Source organism: Vibrio nitrifigilis (assembly GCF_015686695.1).
Taxonomy (GTDB): Bacteria; Pseudomonadota; Gammaproteobacteria; order Enterobacterales; family Vibrionaceae; genus Vibrio; species Vibrio nitrifigilis.
In genome coordinates this window covers 1194582-1211149 of sequence record NZ_JADPMR010000001.1, presented here as the reverse complement: position 1 = coordinate 1211149, position 16568 = coordinate 1194582, and the positions used below count along the sequence as shown (strand labels likewise).

Sequence of the window (16568 nt, the reverse complement as noted above, 5' to 3'; positions counted from 1 at the left end):
TTATGAAAGATTTTAGCCACATTAGACAATTGTTAGAAACTCTGAGCGTTCAAGCTGCTAATTTAGATCGGCAACGCGGCGAACATCACTTGCCATTATTCGATGATATACTCTTTCATTGTCACGCAAAATTGCTCACCCCCTGCGTACAAGAAACGAAAAGTACACTAGAAAGCTTAATTCGCGAACAAGACTCAAAGCGACTCACGCAAAGCCGAGCGGAATATTTAACGGAAAGATTATTAGCACAGATCAGCGCAATTCAGCGCGAAATTTCAACCACCAACGTGCGCAGCCATGAACCCAAACACGCGTCTTATTATCGCAAACCGATTAGCACGCTTTATCAAGAATTAGCACAACATCAAGAATGGGAAAGACGTCTTGCTGACATGGTTCAAGATAAACAATATGCCCTGGACAATGCGCCTTTTAATGAAAAACAGATGGCTCAAAGTGCGCTACTAGCGGTAGAGCAACGGTTAAAACGCTGTCAAACCGCTAAAACTAAACTGGAAAATCAAATCACTTATCGCGAGAGAAATCAGTAATGAGTCAATCAACCCCATCACTTGAGCAAGCGCCAGACGAAATTAAATTAGCCGTTGATCTAATTTATCTACTAGAAACCAATAACGTCGATCCAAAGGTTGCTTTAGCTGCGCTAGAGATAGTAAGGCAAGATCTAGAAAAGAAATCTGAGCCAAACCCAACATAAGTTGGCTAATAACCCGTAGATAAACAAGGTTGAGGCATCCAGCCTACATGGTAATATGGGTCACAGAAGACTATCTCACAAGATAGGTTAACCAGCAAAGGACAGATAATGAAAGTTGTTAGCTTTAATATCAATGGCTTACGCGCTCGCCTTCACCAACTGCAAGCCCTTATCGACAAACATCAACCCGACGTTATTGGCTTACAAGAAATCAAAGTACACAATGATGCCTTCCCTGTTGCTGACGTTGAAGCTATGGGTTACAAAGTCTACTTCCATGGTCAAAAGGCACATTATGGTGTCGCCATGTTATGTAAACAAGAACCGGTTGATGTTCGTTACGGTTTTCCTACCGATAGTGAAGAGCACCAAAAACGTATGATCATGGCCACCTTTGAAAACGAACAAGGTGAAAAAACAACCGTATTAAACGGCTATTTCCCTCAAGGGGATAACATTAACCATGAGACGAAATACCCATACAAACGTCAATTCTACAAAGATTTGATGCAGTACCTAAATGATTATCACACAAGTGACGATAATCTCATCGTTATGGGTGATATCAATATCAGCCCTATCGATGCCGATATTGGCATTGGTGAGCCGAACCGCAAGCGTTGGTTGAAAACAGGCAAATGTTCATTCCAACCTGAAGAAAGAGAGTGGCTGCAAACGTTAATCGATTGGGGTTTTGTTGATACCTTCCGTCAAGTTCATCCTGATGTTAACGATCAATATTCGTGGTTTGACTATCGTTCACGAGGTTTTGATGATAACCGAGGGTTACGAATCGATGTCATTTTGGCGACACCTAAACTGGCAGCAATCTGTCAAGAGTCAGGCATCGATTACGAGCTGCGCGGTATAGAAAAACCGTCCGATCACGCACCTATCTGGTCCGTATTCCAACAGTAGACATGGCTATCGCCTAGTCAATCTAGCCCGTTTAATTGTTATCCATGCTAACGGGCTTTTTATCCTCCAAACCAGTGACGCGCTTTCAGCCTCCCTAGCAACTATGTTCGAGAGTTTGAGACCCGCCCCGACAATACTAATAAAAGCACAACGGATAAAAACGTCTAATTCCCAAACACATCATAAGTAAAATATTTCGCTTCAATCTGTTTATATACGCCACTCGCTCTGACCTGATCGATGGCTACGTTAAGTTGTTGAGTCAGATCTTTATCCTGTTTACGTACTGCAATACCAAATCCCTCACCAAACCATTTAGGATCAGTCAATGTCGGACCTACAAAATGATACTGATCGCCACCAGGCTTTTTGAGCATACCTTCTTCAAGAGCAGAAGCATCCCCTAATACTGCAGCAATTCTCCCATTAGCAAGATCTAAGTACGCTTCGTCAAATGATCCGTAACGCACAATATCCACAGAATCACCATAATTGTCGGAAAGGTATTTCTCGTGTGTTGTGGCACGTTGCACACCAATTTTGACCCCTTTCAACCCTTCCTTAGTGAAATCGATATGAGTTCCTTTTTTCGCAATAAACTTATTAGGAATGAGCGCATATTTATGAGTAAAATCGACTTGCTTACGGCGATAATCAGTAATCGACATGGCAGCAATAATGGCATCGTATTTTCGCGCTAATAAAGAGGGAATAATACCCTCCCAATCTTGGCGGATAATTTTGCATTTGACCTGCATCTGTTTACACAGAGCATGGGCCATATCGACATCAAATCCTTTCAGTGATCCATCAGGCTCAGTCCAACTAAAGGGAGGATAAGCACCTTCAATACCGAAACGAACAGTGGTCCATTCTTTCGCTTGAGTATTACCAGCAAGAACAGTCGCCAGAACAGCAGCCGTAATTATCCATGTTTTCATGTTCATACTCCCTTAATCGCTATTTGACCCGTGCTCGGATAACGCTCTGAACCCAGTATCTAAAGGTCATTCAGGTATAGCGTTATTTAATTTTTGAGCGATCACTGCAACCATTAATAAATATAAGAGAAAGTCTTTTAAGCGAGTGGATTAGCCCGACGCATTAAAGCTATCACCAGCCTTTTGTATATGCAATAAATGAGGAAATAACCATTTCTGCCCTAATTGAGGTTAACCTGTGATCGTTGATGACCTTCTGATATTACACCTTGATAGCGTTCAGGTATCGCTCATCACCACCTAGTTCATGATGAGTTTAGTAACTGAATCACCACTATAGAATATCGCGTTACCACAGCAACTCACACGCTTGTACTGGTTTATATCGACATAACATCGTTAAAATTCCACCTATGTCACTAAACTTTAAGTGAGTCATGTCACAATACATGAGCAATAAAGTTGAACACAAAATAAGCGGGAATCATTTTCGTGATAAAAAAGTGGCTGGAAGTGCCGTGCAATAAGGCCAATCAAGAATTCAATCGCTCAATAAGTAGGAAATGAAGCATTACCATTTACTTTATTTCAATTTTTGAAGATTTATTGATTTAGTTTAAGGTTTGCTACTTTTTTTTAGCTTAAATTGTTTCCCAACGAGACAAATGACAGTATCTATATTCATACAGTTGTATTGAGTGGGTATAACTATTGTTATTTTTATGAGTGTACTGCTCCATCAAGGATAGCTGGCTCAACGGCTAAGACAGTACGTGTTTTTTCTACTAATAAAGGTAGGTATGTCATGGCAGAGCAATTTGCTAAAGCTTGGGAAGGTTTTGCTGACGGTGAGTGGCAAAATGAAGTAAACGTTCGTGATTTTATTCAAAAGAACTACACACCTTATGAAGGTGACGAATCTTTCCTAGTTTCTGAAGGTACTGAAGCCACTAAAACGCTTTGGGCTAAAGTAATGGAAGGTATCAAACAGGAAAACGCGACTCACGCACCTGTTGATTTCGATACTTCTGTTATCTCTACCATCACTTCACATGATGCTGGATACATTAACAAAGACCTAGAAAAAATCGTAGGTCTTCAAACTGAAGCTCCTCTAAAACGTGCGATTATCCCTAACGGTGGTATCCGCATGGTTGAAGGTTCTTGCAAAGCATACGACCGCGAGTTAGACCCTGAAGTTAAAAAAATCTACACTGAATATCGTAAAACTCACAACCAAGGTGTGTTTGACGTATATACTCCTTCAATTCTTAAATGTCGTAAAGCTGGTATCTTAACTGGTCTTCCAGATGCTTACGGTCGTGGTCGTATCATTGGTGACTACCGTCGTATCGCTCTTTACGGTATTGACTACCTAATGAAAGACAAATACGCACAATTCACTTCGCTACAAAGCGATTTAGAAAATGGCGTTGATCTTCGTGAAACTATCCAACTACGTGAAGAAGTAGCAGAACAACACCGTGCTCTTGGCCAAATCAAAGAAATGGCTGCTAAATACGGTTGTGATATTTCTCGTCCAGCTGAAACTGCTCAAGAAGCAATTCAATGGACTTACTTCGGTTACCTAGCTGCTGTTAAATCTCAAAACGGCGCGGCAATGTCTCTAGGTCGTACTTCTACTTTCCTAGATATCTTCATCGAACGTGATATCGCTGCAGGTAAACTGACTGAAGCTCAAGCTCAAGAACTTGTTGACCACTTCGTAATGAAACTACGTATGGTTCGTTTCCTACGTACTCCTGAATACGATGAACTATTCTCAGGCGACCCAATCTGGGCAACTGAGTCAGTAGGTGGTATGGGTCTTGACGGACGTACTCTAGTTTCTAAAACTAACTTCCGTTTCTTAAACAGCCTATACACTATGGGTCCTTCTCCAGAGCCAAACACTACTGTTCTTTGGTCTGAAAAACTTCCTGAAGGCTTCAAAAAATTCTGTGCAAAAGTGTCAATCGATACTTCATCTATCCAGTATGAAAACGACGACCTAATGCGTCCAGACTTCAACTCTGATGACTACGCAATCGCATGTTGTGTATCACCAATGGTTGTTGGTAAACAAATGCAGTTCTTCGGTGCTCGTGCTAACCTTGCGAAAACCATGCTTTACACTATTAACGGTGGTGTAGACGAAAAACTGAAAATTCAAGTTGGCCCAGAAATGCCTAAAATCACTTCTGAAGTTCTTAACTACGACGAACTTTGGGATAAAATGGACCACTTCATGGACTGGTTGGCAAAACAATACGTGACTGCATTGAATGCTATCCACTTCATGCACGACAAATACAGCTACGAAGCGTCTCTAATGGCTCTTCACGATCTACATGTTAAACGTACAATGGCATGTGGTATTGCTGGTCTTTCTGTTGCAGCTGACTCTCTATCAGCAATCAAATACGCAAAAGTTAAACCAGTTCGTGACGAAGATGGTCTAGCAATCGACTTTGATATCGAAGGTGATTACCCTAAATTTGGTAACAACGACCCTCGTGTAGATGACATCGCATGTGAACTTGTTCGCGTATTCATGAACAAAATTCGTGAACTTAAAACATACCGTGATGCTATCCCTACTCAGTCTATCCTTACTATCACTTCTAACGTTGTGTACGGTAAGAAAACTGGTAACACTCCTGACGGTCGTCGTGCTGGCGCTCCATTTGGTCCTGGTGCAAACCCAATGCACGGTCGTGACCAAAAAGGTGCTGTAGCATCTTTGACTTCAGTAGGTAAACTACCATTTGCTGACGCACAAGACGGTATCTCTTACACATTCTCTATCGTACCTAATGCTTTAGGTAAAGAAGAAGGTTCTCGCCGCGCCAACCTAGCAGGTTTGATGGACGGTTACTTCCACCACGAAGAAAGTGTAGAAGGTGGTCAACACTTGAACGTTAACGTTCTAAACCGTGATACTCTTCTAGACGCGGTTGAACACCCAGAGAAATACCCTCAATTAACAATTCGTGTATCTGGTTACGCAGTTCGTTTTAACTCTCTAACTGCAGAGCAACAACAAGACGTAATCTCACGTACTTTCACTGAATCAATGTAATTCAGACTGAAAAGTTAAGTTAATAAATCCCGCTTCGGCGGGATTTTTATTGCCTCACTCATCTATCCAAACACACCCTATCAATTCCTCTTGTTCTCGTATTTTACTGTTACTTGCTATCTTGCTATCTTGCTATCTTGCTATCTTGCTATCTTGCTAGGGCATGGTGATATCATCTCAAACGCATACAACCCCGTTATTTAACCTTCTGGCGACGATTCTATCTGGAGTAAAACTCTCATAATAAACTGTGGTAGAAAGAGTTGAGGGAAAACATGGATAGATATAAGAAAGCCGGACAACAGCCCGGCCAAATAAAATAGATAAAAGACAATTAAATCATAATGTTAAACAACTAAACCACAAACCTTTGGCAATCGTTATGCAAATTAGTGGAGCGTTTATCCACACCCTGACTCGTCTCACTCAATCGGGTATTATTCTCTTCTAAAGAGCTCATTGCTGCTGATATTTGCACCATACTATCGGCCATCGATTGACTCGTTGTCGCCAATTCTTTCATCGAAGCGAAAATCACTTCAGTTTGGCTGGCAGCTTCATCGGCTTTAGTGGTGATCATTCCCATTGCATTCATCGCCTCATGGCCACGCTGTTGACCAATCTCCATCGACTGTTGCGATTGGTTAATATACTGAATCACTTCATCGCTTTCAGTTTTCATGGTTTGAATAGTAGAGGAGATATCAGCCACAGCATCAACTGTACGCACTGCTAAACTACGAACTTCATCAGCGACCACGGCAAAGCCACGCCCTTGTTCACCGGCACGCGCAGCCTCTATCGCTGCGTTCAAGGCCAGCAAATTGGTTTGTTCGGCAATACCATTAATGATATCCATCACTGAATCAATTTTTAATGAGGCTTGTTCTAACTGCTGAATATGACTCGCTGCTGAGTTTAATATCTCACCAATATCTTGTAGTGACTCAATAGCAGCCGAAATGACCGTCGAACCTTCTGTTGCCGCTTGGTTTGAGGCTTTACTCATTTCTGCCACGAATTCTAACGAATTTGACACTTCTTTCGTTGTGACACTCACTTCCTCAGTTGCTGAAGCAAGTAGCTGGCTTTGACTCATTACGTCAGTTTGGCTTTGTGTGAGTTTATCAACACCAGAATGCAAAGCAGCAGCATCTCCCGATAAGGCTTGGCTGTTTTCCTGAACTTTTCTCACCAAACCAGCTAGGTGTTCACAGCTTTGGTTAATCGCAACGGCAAGCTGATTAAACTCATCATTAGGGTTATTCGACACCTGCATTTTCTGCGTCAGATCCCCTTGCGATAATTTATCTAACACTCGCTTTGTTTGACTTAGAGAACGCGTTAGTGACACACTTTGCATCACAAAAATTGAAATGGTTACCAAGGCTAAAACCGCACAAGCAATAAGAACAGACCACAAAGTAACATCACCAGATTGAGCTGCCTCAGCTTGATACTTCGCACTCAATTTTTCAATATCACCAGAAATAGCATGAATAATGTCACTCGCTTTGGCTTCTCCAGCCAACAGATTTTGCTCTTTAATGGTTTCCTGTTGGCTAAGCTCTGCAACACGCTTAAATGTTGCTTTAAATTGTTCTACTTCTTTTTGGTACAAATTCAGCATCGCATAACTGTTTGACGTATTGACGAAGCCAAACATTGCACGATTGAATAATTTCAGATTGTTCTCACTCTGTTTAAGTAAATAATTTTGCTGCGCTTTAATCATCGCTTGAAAATCTGACATTACGGTTACCATCCCCGTTTCATTAATTTTCTTTTCAATTGTCGTTTCCAATGATTTAAGCTCACCTAATTTACCTTCATCGACACTAAAACCAAGCTCAGATTTAATATTCAACCAAGGGCGAAAAGAGTTGTCGAAAGACTGGGTTGCCGCTAATAAGTCGTTTGCTTGCGCAGATAAACCAATACCCTTTAAAAAAACGACATCTTGTTTTACTTCATTAAGAAGTTCATCAAGCTCTTTTTTTACCACGGGTATTTGTTTTGAGGAAAGGTCGTCCCGCCCGGCGGCGAGTGAGAGTAATTTTGCTTGGGTTGCGTGTATACCCACTACCCCTTCGGTAATGGCATTACTATTTTGATATTGTGTGCTCATGCTCTTGAGGCTATGCCCAGCAAAAATGCCAAGAGCCACAAATCCTAAACACAGTACAACAATGAAAGCAGTGATTTTCTGCTTTTGAGACAACTTCATTACATCCATGTATTTATCCCTGTTAATTTGTTAATTTATTTTTATTAATAATATTATAAAAAAACCTTTTTTATTATGGCTAACTATAACACTGTTATAACACATTGAATTTGAATATCTAAGCGTTTTTAATTTCCCGTAAATTATCCCTAACATTACCAAGGAAAAACTATTTAATCGCAGGTATTTGTAATAAAATGGGCAACAAAAGAAACCTCCAAATAGAGAGCTGCTCATGTCTACTACTGGTCGTATACACTCCTATGAAACCTGCGGTACTGTCGATGGTCCAGGCATTCGTTTTATCATCTTTCTCCAAGGGTGCCTCTTCCGTTGTAAGTATTGTCATAACCGAGACACATGGGATGTGCACGAAGGTAAAGAAACCACAGTTGAAGAAATCATTAATGAAGCGAAAACTTATCGCCATTTTATGAATGCATCAGGTGGTGGCATTACTTGTTCTGGTGGTGAGTCAATGCTGCAGCCAGAGTTTGTTCGTGACCTGTTTCAAGCAGCCCATGAAGAAGGCATTCACACCTGCCTCGATACTAACGGTTATATTCGCAAATACACCCCAGTGATTGATGAAGTACTGGAAGTCACCGATCTGGTTATGCTGGACATTAAACAGATGAAAGATGATGTTCACCAAAACTTGGTGGGAGTATCGAATAAACGTGTACTTGATTTTGCTCGTTACTTACAAAAAATAGGCAAATCAACATGGCTGCGGTATGTCGTAGTGCCTGGTTATACTGATGATGAAGAGTCGGCCCGTCTGCTTGGTGAGTTTATTAAAGATATGAGTAATATCGAAAAGATTGAAATGCTACCTTACCACAAGCTAGGCGCACATAAGTGGGAAGCAATGGGTGAAGTCTACCCTCTCGAAGGCGTTGAGCCTCCGAGTAAAGAAACGATGGAATTCATCAAAGGGATCCTTTCTGAATACCATGATAACGTTAAGTACTAAATAGCTGTCTGCTTATTTCTCCCCAGATACCGAAATAAGCCGACATATCGGCTTATTTCGTTACCAATGACGCGAAATTGAACTGCCTTATCGGCTTTTATTCTCAGAAAATATTCCCCAAACTCACCATTTCTATTTCGCTGAATCCATCACATAGACGTAGCACGAATTTTTCGCTATTCGTGGGTAAATTTATGCACCAAATACGTGGTCAGATCATATTTATTAACTGCATGTTATTTTAATCTGAGCCCAGAAACACAAATTTTAAATTTTATACTCTGGTGAGGCCCGCTATGGAAATGACAAATGCTCAACGTCTTATCTTATCTAACCAATACCTATTAATGGCACAGTTAGACCCATCAAATAGTGCTAAGTATCAACGTCTCAAAACCATCGTTGAACGAGGTTATGACCTACAGATGAGTGAGCTAAACAAAGAGTTTGGCTGTTTGCCTGAAGAGCAATGTCGTCAGGTTATCAATATCATGGAAATGTATCACGCGATGCAAGAATCGTATAACCAACTTAGCTCTGATGCTAAAGCTGACGTTGATCAACGTCGTCTACAATTCCTCGGTTTTGATGCAGTGACAGAAAATCAACTCGTCCAATATGTGCGTTTCCTTGTTGACAGTGAAGGCATGTACCCACAATTTGAAAAAGGTGAACATGGCTTTAACAGTCAAGTTCCGATGCTAGACAAATATCGTAAAATGCAAGCCGTGTGGAGTCAGTGCCCTCGTCAATACCATTTGTCTGCAACAGAGCTCCATCAACTGCTTAACGCATAGTATCTATCTCCAAGTATCCACACTGTTTGTTAATGAACGACTGCTTTATTTCCGCTGCCAAGATGGCAGCGGAATGTTAAACACTAAAATACATATGACGCCGCAACAAACAGCGCTGCATTGTTACCATGCGCAACGATCGGACTATCTTTTATCTCAGAATCGTAATGGGTAAAACGTAAACCACTGTCAAAGCGGATATGCTCTGTGAGCTTGAAAAAACCATTAACGCCCATGTAATATTGGCCAGCACCGCTGACATGATAACGTTGAATACCGCTATGGCGCGCCTCATGATCAGACACACCATATAAATAATTCGCCATTTTTTCTGAGTTATGTTCATAACCCAAATTGGGAATAATCCCCATATTGCCCATAATGAGCGGATAACTCCAACCCACCGTTGCTAAATAACCTTGATGTTCACCAGTAAACTCAACCGCAACGCCACTTTCAAACGTCCCAGCAGCCGTTTTAATTTGCATTTTAGGACCGATAAGACCCGTACCGTGGCGCTTATCTAGTTGTTTCATCTGCTGATCATCTGAATCGCTGGGGTCAAAATGTCGTCCGTCATACAACACTCGTAACATAACATTCTGCTTAGCATCTTTGGCAAAGAGACGGTAGCCAAGTTCAGTACCTTTAAGATAAATATGCTCTCCATCGTAACCACCGAGCAAGGTGGCATTCGAATCAGAATGAGTATCTTTGTACAGTTCAGACGAAACACCACCACCAACTCCGATAGACCAAGGGCTAGGCGCTGCAATTGCTTGGTTTAACGTCGTAATACCAGCGAAAACTATCCCTAATGGCACGACACTGGAAATGTTTATTTTCATTTTTTTAATCCTTATTCCACAAAAAATGCTACTTGAGTCACACTTGTTTCACATTCTTTGTGCGAGTAATAAATAGGGTTAATCGTGTTTTGTAGGTCAGCCGCTTCCTTAAGTTTGGCATAAGCATAATCATCAACGTTCATATTCATGTTCATAATGTCAAAGATGTAAACACGATACAACCATCACGGAATTGAAATAAACGCATAATTGTTAAGCAAAATCGTGGTTTAAGAACTAGGCTTTAAGTGTTAGGGATTTGTGTTTTTAAGCGGTTGTATGTCAATAAGACATTTTTAGAGGGGAATCACTATGAGTATTTTTGACCACTTTCAGGCACGCTATGAAGCAGCCAAGGACGAAGAGTTATCAATACAAGAGTTTCTAGCTCTATGTAAAGAAGACAAAAGTGCTTATGTAAACGCTGCAGAGCGTTTATTGTTGGCTATTGGGGAACCAGAGCAAGTCGACACATCTAAGCACCCTCGTCTAAGTCGAATATTTTCGAACCGAGTTATTTCACGTTACGAACCCTTCAAAGAATTCTATGGTATGGAGGAAGCTATAGAACAAATCGTATCGTATCTAAAACATGCTGCTCAAGGCTTGGAAGAACGTAAACAGATTTTATATTTACTTGGCCCAGTTGGGGGCGGTAAATCATCATTGGCTGAAAAATTGAAAGCCTTGATGCAACAATGCCCAATCTACGTATTGTCAGCAAATGGACAACGTAGTCCAGTTAACGACCATCCATTCTGTCTATTTGATGTGAATGAAGATGGCCAACTTCTACACGAAGAATACGGTATTCAAAAACGTTATCTTCGCTCAATCATGTCCCCATGGGCAGCGAAACGACTACACGAATTTGGCGGTGACATAACCAAATTTAAAGTGGTCAAAGTCCGTCCATCAATCCTAGATCAAATTGCAATTGCTAAAACCGAACCAGGGGACGAGAACAACCAAGATATTTCAGCATTGGTTGGTAAAGTCGATATCCGCCAACTTGAACACTTTTCACAAGATGACCCAGATGCTTATAGTTACTCTGGTGCCTTGTGTCGAGCCAACCAAGGTTTGATGGAATTCGTCGAAATGTTTAAAGCGCCAATTAAAGTGCTGCACCCATTGTTGACGGCTACCCAAGAAGGTAACTACAACGGGACCGAAGGTCTATCAGCATTGCCTTTCGACGGTATGATTCTGGCCCACTCAAACGAATCAGAATGGCAAGCATTTAGAAACAACAAGAACAACGAAGCGTTCTTAGACCGTGTTTACATTGTCAAAGTGCCTTACTGTTTACGCGTTTCTGAAGAAGTTAAAATTTACCAAAAACTGTTGGATCACAGTGAATTGGCTCATGCACCATGTGCGCCAAGCACCTTAGAGTTGCTATCACAATTCAGTGTTCTCTCACGTTTGAAAGCGCCTGAAAACTCCTCCATTTTCTCGAAAATGCGGGTCTATGATGGTGAAACGTTGAAAGATACCGATCCTAAAGCAAAAAGCTATCAAGAGTATCGCGATTACGCCGGCGTCGATGAAGGTATGTCAGGGTTATCAACCCGTTTTGCCTTTAAGATTTTGTCACGCGTATTTAACTTCGATTACTCAGAAGTTGCAGCCAACCCTGTTCACCTGTTCTATGTTATTGAACAACAAATTGAACGTGAGCAGTTCCCACAAGATACGGCTGAGCGTTATCTTGAGTTTGTTAAAGGTTACTTGGTTCCTCGTTATGTGGAATTTATCGGTAAAGAAATTCAGACCGCTTACTTAGAGTCCTACTCTGAATATGGTCAGAACATCTTTGATCGGTATGTCACTTACGCTGATTTCTGGATTCAAGATCAAGAGTATCGTGATCCTGAAACAGGTCAACTATTTGACCGCTCAGCACTAAACAGCGAACTGGAAAAAATCGAAAAAACTGCCGGGATTAGTAATCCAAAAGACTTCCGTAACGAAATCGTTAACTTTGTCTTGCGTGCACGTGCTAATAACAATGGCAAAAATCCGCTTTGGACCAGTTACGAAAAACTACGGACTGTCATCGAGAAGAAAATGTTCTCGAACACCGAAGAGTTGCTGCCAGTTATCTCTTTCAATACCAAAACTTCAAGCGAAGATCAGAAGAAACACGACAACTTTGTCGCTCGTATGATGGAGAAAGGATACACAGAAAAACAAGTTCGCTTGCTTTCTGAATGGTATTTACGTGTACGTAAATCCTCATAACTCTCCAGAGACTTACCTCAACTTGGTCGTGACACTCTAGGTGTCACGACTTAAATACAAAGCTGAGGTTGCCCGAAGCGACACACGGAGTGTATCGCGACGTTAGAAGGGGGAATACATGGCGCAATTTATCGACAGACGATTAAACGGTAAAAACAAAAGCGCAGTCAATAGACAACGCTTTTTACGCCGTTACAAAGAACAGATTAAAGAATCGGTGGCTGATGCAGTTAACCGCCGTTCAATCACAAATACAGAATCAGGCGAAGATGTCTCTATTCCAAATCGAGATATCAAGGAACCCGTTTTCCATCAAGGTAAAGGTGGTGAACGCGAACGCGTCCATCCGGGTAATGACCAATTTATCCGTGGTGACAAAATCGAACGGCCTAAAGGCGGTCAAGGCGGAGGTGGTTCCGGTGAAGGCGACGCGAGTGCTGACGGCGAAGGCGAAGATGATTTTGTATTCCAAATTTCCAAAGATGAATACCTAGATCTTCTATTTGAAGATTTAGAGTTACCTAATTTGGAGAAAAACCAAGTTAACAAAATTACCGAATGGAAGACCCATCGCGCAGGCTATAACACTGCTGGTGTTCCATCGAATATTGCGATTGTTCGTTCGCTGCAACAATCTCTCGCTCGTCGTACAGCAATGACGGCAGGTAAACGCCGCATGATGAACGAACTCGAAGAAGAGCTTGAAAGAATCAAGCATTCAGAACCTGCGCAACTCCTTGAAGAAAAACGCTTAAAAGCGGAAATAGACGAGCTTAGGAAAAAAATTCAAGGTGTGCCATTTATTGATACCTTTGATTTAAGGTTCAAAAACTATGAACGTCGCCCTATCCCATCAAGTCAAGCTGTGATGTTTTGTTTGATGGATGTGTCTGGTTCTATGGATCAAGCGACAAAAGACATTGCTAAACGCTTCTATGTATTACTGTATTTATTCCTTACCCGTAAATACGAAAACGTCGAAGTTGTATTTATTCGTCACCATACACAAGCGAAAGAAGTCGATGAACATGAGTTTTTCTATTCGCAAGAGACTGGAGGGACAATCGTATCTAGCGCCTTGAAATTGATGCAAGAAATCATTGAAAAACGCTATCCAGTTAATGAATGGAATATTTATGCAGCACAAGCATCTGACGGGGATAACTGGGCGGATGACTCACCACGTTGTAAAGAATTGTTGAGTGAGAATATTCTGATGTCCTGTCGCTACTATGCATACATAGAAATTACTCGTCGTTCACATCAGACGTTGTGGCATGAGTATGAAAAACTTCAGGAATCTTTTGGGAACTTTGCGATTAAAAACATCCGAGGAGTCGATGATATCTATCCGGTGTTTAGAGAACTGTTCCACAAAGAGACAGCATAAGGAGGCGTGTCTATGGCGACGACAACAAAATCGGCCGAGTCTAAACGGACTCCAAAGAAGAACAGTAAAATGCTGCCGGACGGACCAGATTGGACCTTTGATTTACTTGAAAAATATCATAAAGAAATTAGGCGTGTAGCAGAACACTATCGCTTGGATACTTATACCAATCAAATAGAAGTGATTACATCTGAACAGATGATGGACGCCTACTCAAGTATTGGTATGCCGATCAATTATAACCACTGGTCATTTGGTAAAAAATTCATCCAAACTGAGCAAGGATACAAGCACGGACAGATGGGGCTTGCTTATGAAATCGTCATCAACTCCGACCCATGTATTGCTTACTTAATGGAAGAAAATACCGTCACGATGCAAGCGTTAGTGATGGCGCATGCTTGTTATGGCCATAATTCCTTCTTTAAAGGCAATTATTTATTTCAAACATGGACGGACGCCTCATCGATTATTGATTACTTACTGTTTGCGAAAAATTATATTCGTCGCTGTGAGGAAAAATACGGTGAGCATGAAGTCGAGCAATTATTGGATTCTTGCCATGCATTAATGAACTATGGGGTCGACCGGTATAAACGCCCGGAAAAGATTTCTATTGCTGAGGAAAAAGCTCGTCAAGAAGAGCGTGAAGCGTACTTACAATCACAAGTGAATGCACTGTGGCGTACCGTACCGAAAGAAAACAAACAAGAAGAAGTAGAGCATCGTTTTCCGAGTGAACCACAAGAAAATATTCTTTATTTCATCGAAAAACATGCACCGCTCCTCGAGTCATGGCAACGGGAAGTAGTACGTATTGTGCGTAAAGTCAGCCAATACTTTTACCCACAAAAGCAAACTCAAGTGATGAACGAAGGGTGGGCAACGTTCTGGCACTACACTATCTTAAACCATCTATACGATGAGGGGTTTGTTTCTGATAAGTTCATTCTAGAGTTCCTACATAGCCATACGAGTGTGGTGGCACAGCCTCCCTATAACAGTCCTTACTACAGTGGTATAAACCCTTATGCATTAGGGTTTGCTATGTTCCAAGATATTAAGCGTATCTGTGAGCACCCAACTGAAGAAGATTATGAATGGTTCCCGAACTTAGCTGGAACCGATTGGTTGGACGCGCTGCATTTTGCAATGCATAACTTTAAAGATGAAAGCTTCATAAGCCAATATTTATCACCTAAGGTGATTCGCGATTTCAAATTATTTGCTATCGATGATGATGATCGGAAAAACTTCATCGAAGTCAGTGCCATTCATGATGACATGGGTTACCGTGCCATTCGTGAAAAGCTCGCTGCCCAATATAATTTGAGCAACATAGAGCCCAATATCCAAATCTACAATGTGGATATACGTGGTGATCGTTCGTTGACACTTCAATATGTGCCACAAGATCGCATTCCGTTGGACCCTAGCTATGATGAAGTGATGAAACACTTACATCGGCTATGGGGATTTGAAGTGAAATTAGAGGAGGTAAAAGAAACTGGAAGACGTGAAATCCTCACAACCTGCCCTAAGCGTAACGATTACGACACAAGGATCTGATTAGGGCAACTAAAGTAGTACACAATTCTCATAACACTAAAAAGGCTCCGTTCGCGGAGCCTTCCTTGTTATTCAGTGATATTGATAGGTATACCAATTCATTATCTTGCCGCTAATACTGCACGCACCACTTCAAGATCTTCTGCTGTATCCACACCAGCGGGTGGCGCTTCTTTAGCAACATCAACATGAATTTTTTCACCATACCAAAGCACACGGAGTTGCTCTAAGCTTTCAATCTGCTCTAGTTGGCTTGGTTGCCAGTTTACATAAGTGTTGATGAACCCGGCTCTATAGGCATAAATACCAATATGACGTAGTAATGGTCTTACTACCTGACGTGGTGATTGGGCAAAGTTATCACGATCCCAAGGTACAGAAGCCCGTGTGAAGTACAGTGCATACCCATCTTTGTCAGTCACCACTTTGACAGCATTTGGGTTAAACACCTCATCTTCGTCTGTCACCTCAATCGCTAATGTCGCCATAGGTGCATCACAACCAGCTAAATTATCAGCCACTTGTCGAATCACACTAGGCGGAATTAAAGGCTCATCACCTTGCACATTGACTACTATTTGCTCATCAGGAATCTGTTTAAGCTTCACTACTTCAGCTAAGCGTTCAGTACCTGATTGATGATCGGGAGAGGTCATACAAACTTCACCACCAAATCCACGCACCACTTCAGCAATACGCTCATCGTCAGTAGCAACGATCACCTGCTCAGCGCCAGCTTGACATGCTTGTTCATAAACATGCTGAACCATAGGCTTGCCGCAAATGTCAGCTAAAGGTTTACCTGGCAAACGAGACGACTGATAGCGCGACGGAATGACCACAGTAAAAGACATT

The 16568-nt window shown here is 41.6% G+C and carries 14 protein-coding genes; 9 read left to right on the top strand and 5 right to left on the bottom strand.

Annotated elements, in window-relative coordinates; all coding sequences use genetic code 11:
- Positions 1-2 precede the first annotated feature (2 nt).
- From I1A42_RS05435 to xthA, 3 genes are all read left to right on the top strand, one after another.
- Positions 3-551, top strand: a complete 549-nt coding sequence (locus I1A42_RS05435; protein ID WP_196122858.1) for a primosomal replication protein — start codon at positions 3-5, stop codon at positions 549-551.
- Positions 551-718 carry a pleiotropic regulatory protein RsmS gene (rsmS, locus tag I1A42_RS05430; RefSeq protein ID WP_161154082.1) on the top strand — a complete coding sequence of 56 codons (168 nt, stop codon included), beginning with the start codon at positions 551-553 and terminating at the stop codon, positions 716-718. Before I1A42_RS05435 ends, rsmS begins: the two co-directional genes overlap by 1 nt.
- A gap of 108 nt (positions 719-826) precedes the next feature.
- A complete protein-coding gene (gene xthA, locus I1A42_RS05425) occupies positions 827-1636 on the top strand; it encodes an exodeoxyribonuclease III (protein ID WP_161154083.1) in 810 nt (269 codons plus the stop codon).
- Between the two features lie 164 nt (positions 1637-1800).
- On the opposite strand, the gene I1A42_RS05420 is transcribed toward xthA, so the two are convergent.
- Positions 1801-2577 carry an ABC transporter substrate-binding protein gene (locus I1A42_RS05420; RefSeq protein ID WP_196122857.1) on the bottom strand — a complete coding sequence of 259 codons (777 nt, stop codon included), beginning with the start codon at positions 2575-2577 and terminating at the stop codon, positions 1801-1803.
- 805 nt (positions 2578-3382) lie between these two features.
- Between I1A42_RS05420 and pflB the strand changes: the two genes are divergently transcribed.
- On the top strand, positions 3383-5659 hold the full coding sequence (pflB, locus tag I1A42_RS05415) for a formate C-acetyltransferase (protein ID WP_161154085.1): 2277 nt from the start codon (positions 3383-3385) through the stop codon (positions 5657-5659).
- 355 nt (positions 5660-6014) lie between these two features.
- Here pflB and I1A42_RS05410 read toward each other — a convergent pair whose 3' ends face one another.
- Positions 6015-7895, bottom strand: a complete 1881-nt coding sequence (locus I1A42_RS05410; protein WP_196122856.1) for a methyl-accepting chemotaxis protein — start codon at positions 7893-7895, stop codon at positions 6015-6017.
- Positions 7896-8121: 226 nt separating this feature from the next.
- Between I1A42_RS05410 and pflA the strand changes: the two genes are divergently transcribed.
- Both pflA and I1A42_RS05400 read left to right on the top strand, forming a co-directional pair.
- A complete protein-coding gene (gene pflA / locus I1A42_RS05405) occupies positions 8122-8862 on the top strand; it encodes a pyruvate formate lyase 1-activating protein (RefSeq protein WP_161154087.1) in 741 nt (246 codons plus the stop codon).
- A gap of 296 nt (positions 8863-9158) precedes the next feature.
- On the top strand, positions 9159-9659 hold the full coding sequence (locus I1A42_RS05400) for a YfbU family protein (RefSeq protein WP_161154088.1): 501 nt from the start codon (positions 9159-9161) through the stop codon (positions 9657-9659).
- A gap of 83 nt (positions 9660-9742) precedes the next feature.
- Here the strand turns inward: I1A42_RS05400 and I1A42_RS05395 are convergent, their stop codons facing one another.
- The gene (locus tag I1A42_RS05395; protein ID WP_196122855.1) at positions 9743-10507 is read right to left on the bottom strand and encodes a MipA/OmpV family protein; all 765 of its coding nucleotides are present in this window, start codon (positions 10505-10507) and stop codon (positions 9743-9745) included.
- Between the two features lie 11 nt (positions 10508-10518).
- On the bottom strand, positions 10519-10650 hold the full coding sequence (locus tag I1A42_RS24995; protein ID WP_268982043.1) for a hypothetical protein: 132 nt from the start codon (positions 10648-10650) through the stop codon (positions 10519-10521).
- Between the two features lie 169 nt (positions 10651-10819).
- Between I1A42_RS24995 and I1A42_RS05390 the strand changes: the two genes are divergently transcribed.
- The 3 genes from I1A42_RS05390 (at position 10820) to I1A42_RS05380 (ending at position 15713) form a co-directional block, all read left to right on the top strand.
- Positions 10820-12754: a PrkA family serine protein kinase gene (locus tag I1A42_RS05390; protein WP_161154090.1), complete on the top strand. Its 1935-nt coding sequence runs from the start codon at positions 10820-10822 to the stop codon at positions 12752-12754.
- A gap of 118 nt (positions 12755-12872) precedes the next feature.
- Entirely contained in the window at positions 12873-14144 is a 1272-nt protein-coding gene (locus I1A42_RS05385) for a YeaH/YhbH family protein (RefSeq protein WP_161154091.1), read from the top strand.
- 12 nt (positions 14145-14156) lie between these two features.
- Positions 14157-15713, top strand: a complete 1557-nt coding sequence (locus I1A42_RS05380) for a SpoVR family protein (RefSeq protein WP_161154092.1) — start codon at positions 14157-14159, stop codon at positions 15711-15713.
- A 101-nt stretch (positions 15714-15814) separates the two neighbouring features.
- Here I1A42_RS05380 and kdsB read toward each other — a convergent pair whose 3' ends face one another.
- Entirely contained in the window at positions 15815-16567 is a 753-nt protein-coding gene (gene kdsB / locus I1A42_RS05375) for a 3-deoxy-manno-octulosonate cytidylyltransferase (protein WP_196122854.1), read from the bottom strand.
- Position 16568 lies beyond the last annotated feature (1 nt).

What these genes read in the sequence shown, in the direction of transcription:
- I1A42_RS05435 (WP_196122858.1), top strand. Translation starts at nt 3, where the DNA reads ATGAAAGATTTTAGCCACATTAGACAATTGTTAGAAACTCTGAGCGTT.
- rsmS (WP_161154082.1), top strand. Translation starts at nt 551, where the DNA reads ATGAGTCAATCAACCCCATCACTTGAGCAAGCGCCAGACGAAATTAAA.
- xthA (WP_161154083.1), top strand. Translation starts at nt 827, where the DNA reads ATGAAAGTTGTTAGCTTTAATATCAATGGCTTACGCGCTCGCCTTCAC.
- I1A42_RS05420 (WP_196122857.1), bottom strand. Translation starts at nt 2,577, where the DNA reads ATGAAAACATGGATAATTACGGCTGCTGTTCTGGCGACTGTTCTTGCT.
- pflB (WP_161154085.1), top strand. Translation starts at nt 3,383, where the DNA reads ATGGCAGAGCAATTTGCTAAAGCTTGGGAAGGTTTTGCTGACGGTGAG.
- I1A42_RS05410 (WP_196122856.1), bottom strand. Translation starts at nt 7,895, where the DNA reads ATGGATGTAATGAAGTTGTCTCAAAAGCAGAAAATCACTGCTTTCATT.
- pflA (WP_161154087.1), top strand. Translation starts at nt 8,122, where the DNA reads ATGTCTACTACTGGTCGTATACACTCCTATGAAACCTGCGGTACTGTC.
- I1A42_RS05400 (WP_161154088.1), top strand. Translation starts at nt 9,159, where the DNA reads ATGGAAATGACAAATGCTCAACGTCTTATCTTATCTAACCAATACCTA.
- I1A42_RS05395 (WP_196122855.1), bottom strand. Translation starts at nt 10,507, where the DNA reads ATGAAAATAAACATTTCCAGTGTCGTGCCATTAGGGATAGTTTTCGCT.
- I1A42_RS24995 (WP_268982043.1), bottom strand. Translation starts at nt 10,650, where the DNA reads ATGAACGTTGATGATTATGCTTATGCCAAACTTAAGGAAGCGGCTGAC.
- I1A42_RS05390 (WP_161154090.1), top strand. Translation starts at nt 10,820, where the DNA reads ATGAGTATTTTTGACCACTTTCAGGCACGCTATGAAGCAGCCAAGGAC.
- I1A42_RS05385 (WP_161154091.1), top strand. Translation starts at nt 12,873, where the DNA reads ATGGCGCAATTTATCGACAGACGATTAAACGGTAAAAACAAAAGCGCA.
- I1A42_RS05380 (WP_161154092.1), top strand. Translation starts at nt 14,157, where the DNA reads ATGGCGACGACAACAAAATCGGCCGAGTCTAAACGGACTCCAAAGAAG.
- kdsB (WP_196122854.1), bottom strand. Translation starts at nt 16,567, where the DNA reads ATGTCTTTTACTGTGGTCATTCCGTCGCGCTATCAGTCGTCTCGTTTG.